The 2,895-nt window shown below is 51.6% G+C and carries 3 protein-coding genes; all 3 read right to left on the reverse strand.

The genetic code is table 11. The annotated features are described in order from the left end of the window. On the reverse strand, window positions 1-499 hold a 499-nt coding region (locus JQN68_RS08135; RefSeq protein WP_249621108.1), incomplete at its 3' end, for an iron-containing alcohol dehydrogenase. A gap of 873 nt (window positions 500-1,372) precedes the next feature. Continuing rightward, window positions 1,373-2,191 carry a HesA/MoeB/ThiF family protein gene (locus JQN68_RS08140; RefSeq protein ID WP_225073872.1) on the reverse strand — a complete coding sequence of 273 codons (819 nt, stop codon included), beginning with the start codon at window positions 2,189-2,191 and terminating at the stop codon, window positions 1,373-1,375. Window positions 2,192-2,487: 296 nt separating this feature from the next. After that, on the reverse strand, window positions 2,488-2,895 hold a 408-nt coding region (locus tag JQN68_RS08145; RefSeq protein ID WP_225073873.1), incomplete at its 5' end, for a dehydroquinate synthase/iron-containing alcohol dehydrogenase family protein.

Raw genomic sequence — 2,895 nt, forward strand, 5'->3', positions numbered from 1 at the left:
TCACGTGGGTATCGGTGTTGGTGATGATGCAGAAACGGGTCATTTCGGAAGCGGTACCCGCGGTGGTATTGATGGCGACCAGCGGAGTCATGGGCACGGTGCTCTTGTTGATGCCTTCATAGTCGCGGATGTTGCCGCCACCGGCGGTAACCAGGCCGATGCCTTTGGCGCAGTCGTGGGAGGAGCCGCCGCCCAGGGAGACGATAAAGTCACAGCCGTTGTCCTGAAAAACCTTCACGCCGTCATGAACGTTCTTGTCGGTCGGATTGGGCTCGGCACCCGGATAGATAACCACTTCCACACCGGCTTCCTTGACATAACCGGCGACCTGGTCGGCAACACCCATCTTCATCAGACCGGCGTCGGTGACCAGCAGGGCTTTTTTGGCGCCCAGTTCTTTGGCCTTGGGGCCGACTTCTTTGGCGCAACCCGGACCAATCAGGGTCACACTGGGGATGAAGAAGCCGTAGGTAGCGTCTGCGAGATTTACAACTGGCATGATAAATCCTCCTAGTTAAGCGTTGAAGAAAAACCCCACACTCACAACTGGCGGGAATTATTACTACAAAGTTTTTCACAAATCAAACAATTTTTTTAAAATGTTGTTTCCGTATACATAAAATTGTCTTTTTGGTGAATTTTTTATTGGGAACAAGATTTTTTATAAAATCCTAAAAATTCTAAATAGTGTCTATTTTTCAACAAGATTACAAAACAATGCCGGATTCTTTCCTGACACCATTAAATGGCCCACGAAATTTCCTTCCCATTTCAAAAAATGGTTGTAGATATAATCGCCCGAGGATTCCCGGGTAAAAATTCCTCGGTTCAGCTGGATTTTTTACCCATATTTTTGCAGTTTTATGGATTTTTTAAAACGTTGTTTTTTTTCTATCTATTTGCGGTGCTTATTCAATATTGCGACAAGCCCTTATTTATTCGTGGTTTTATTTATTTTGTATACACTTTGACTTGCAGGACAGAAAAATTCTGGACACTCAACAGAGAGAACAAGAAACTGTTTTTTATCCATTGGAGGTTAGGATGGCTTGGAAAATATTATATAGAAATGACGGGTTGATTGGCGTTCCGATCGGGCCGGATAAGGGTCGTTTTCCGAAGCGATATCCATCAGCGAACATCCCCAGGGCAACTGCACGACAAGGAGATATTTTTAAAAAACGATGTTCTGTTTTTCGGGTGGCGGGCGGGACACCGATCCTCCGGTGACACGGTTATGCATGACGAAGTCCCATTGTGATCCGGCCAATGAGCCGGGTTGGGGGACAACCAACGGGATCAAAAAAGGGGGCGAAGCCCTGCTTCACCCCCTTCTCTTATCTACCATAAAAGCCCCGCACGGCACCAGCCATCAGCAGGGAAATTCCACAAACTCCATGTCCAGCAAATCGATGGACAGACAACGTCCACGCATGAGCGTACCCTGACCCAGGATGATCTTGCACACCTCGGCGGCCTCCAGACTGGCGACCACGGCCGGAGTGAAGGATGGATTGCCCAAATGCTTTTCCATGCCGCACTCCTGCGCATTGTGGGCAAAGAATTTTTGCAGGGTGTTTTCACCGGGAAACTGGGTCATGAGATAGCCGAACCATCCGGCGATGGTGCCATGCACCAAGGGGATTTGCAGGCGGTTACAGATTTCCGCCAACTCCAGACGCACCCCAATGCTGTCCAAGGCATCGACGGCCACGGTTGCGCCATCCATGATCTCTTCGCCGTTATCAAGGTCAAAAGCCAGACCTACCGGTATCAGGCGCACTGCGGGATTTATTTTTCCCACCCGTTGGGCTGCGGCAGCCACTTTTTTTATCCCCAGAAATTCAGGCGTGGCCAGCAATTGGCGGTTCATGTTGTGCTCTTCGAAGACATCGGGATCGACCCCGACAATGGTTCCTACGCCAAGGCGGGCCAACTCCTCAATGATATAGCCGCCCAGTCCGCCGCAACCGATGACGACAACCCTGCTTTTAAACAGGCGCAACTGATCTTCGATGCTGAGCATTTTTCGGTTGCGTTGGTAGCGAGCCGGCAACAGCCCGTTTTCCAAGGCAGTCAGTTCGACTTCGCCGCAACTCAGCCCGAAACGGTTGGCAGCGGATTGCTGATCCGACCAGCTGAACAGATCGCCTTTTGCCCTAGACTTTAACCAAGCCACTAAATCCCGCATGCGTATCTTCCTCCATCTTCATCAGAAAGAGCGGAGAACCACAAGTCATCGCCAATAGCGGCAAGCCAGGCTTGAATCTAAACGTATCGGCCATATTATGCAAGAAAATCCAGTCTGACATAACCAGACCCATTGGGTATGCTGGCCATAAGCCATAGCGCTTGGAGGATCCGGACAAAAAAAGAGCGAAGAGGGTTTGCCCCTTCGCTCCATTGAAATATCGTACTTCGCAGTCGAAACTGTCAAGAAAACGCGCCCGCCCGGGCGGGAGGGCGCGCTCTGTTACGGCAGGAAAATTACATGGCGGCCTTGAAGATGCCGATAACCTGATCCAGCGTAGCGGTACGCGGGTTGGTGAACTGGCAAGCGTCCTTCTTGGCATTCTCGGCCATGACTTTGAAGTCTTCTTCTTTGACGTTCAGGTCTTTGAGGCCGGCGGGGATGCCGATGGAGGCGGACAGTTCACGGATGGCTGCGATACCGGCAGCAGCAGCTTCGGTCACGCTCAGGCCTTCGGTCGGCACGCCCATGAACTCGGCGATGTCGGCGAAACGATCCGGGCAGGCGATCATGTTGAATTCGCAAACGGCCGGCAGCAGGATGGCGTTGCAGACGCCGTGCGGCAGGTTGTAGAAGCCGCCCAGCTGGTGAGCCATGGAGTGAACATAACCGAGGGAGGCGTTGTTGAACGCCATACCGGCCAG

Source organism: Desulfuromonas sp. CSMB_57 (assembly GCF_020194955.2).
GTDB lineage: Bacteria > Desulfobacterota > Desulfuromonadia > Desulfuromonadales > Syntrophotaleaceae > JAFCIY02.

Excerpts from the sequence above, each read along its gene's own strand:
- JQN68_RS08140 (WP_225073872.1), bottom strand. The coding sequence starts at position 2,191 with ATGCGGGATTTAGTGGCTTGGTTAAAGTCTAGGGCAAAAGGCGATCTG.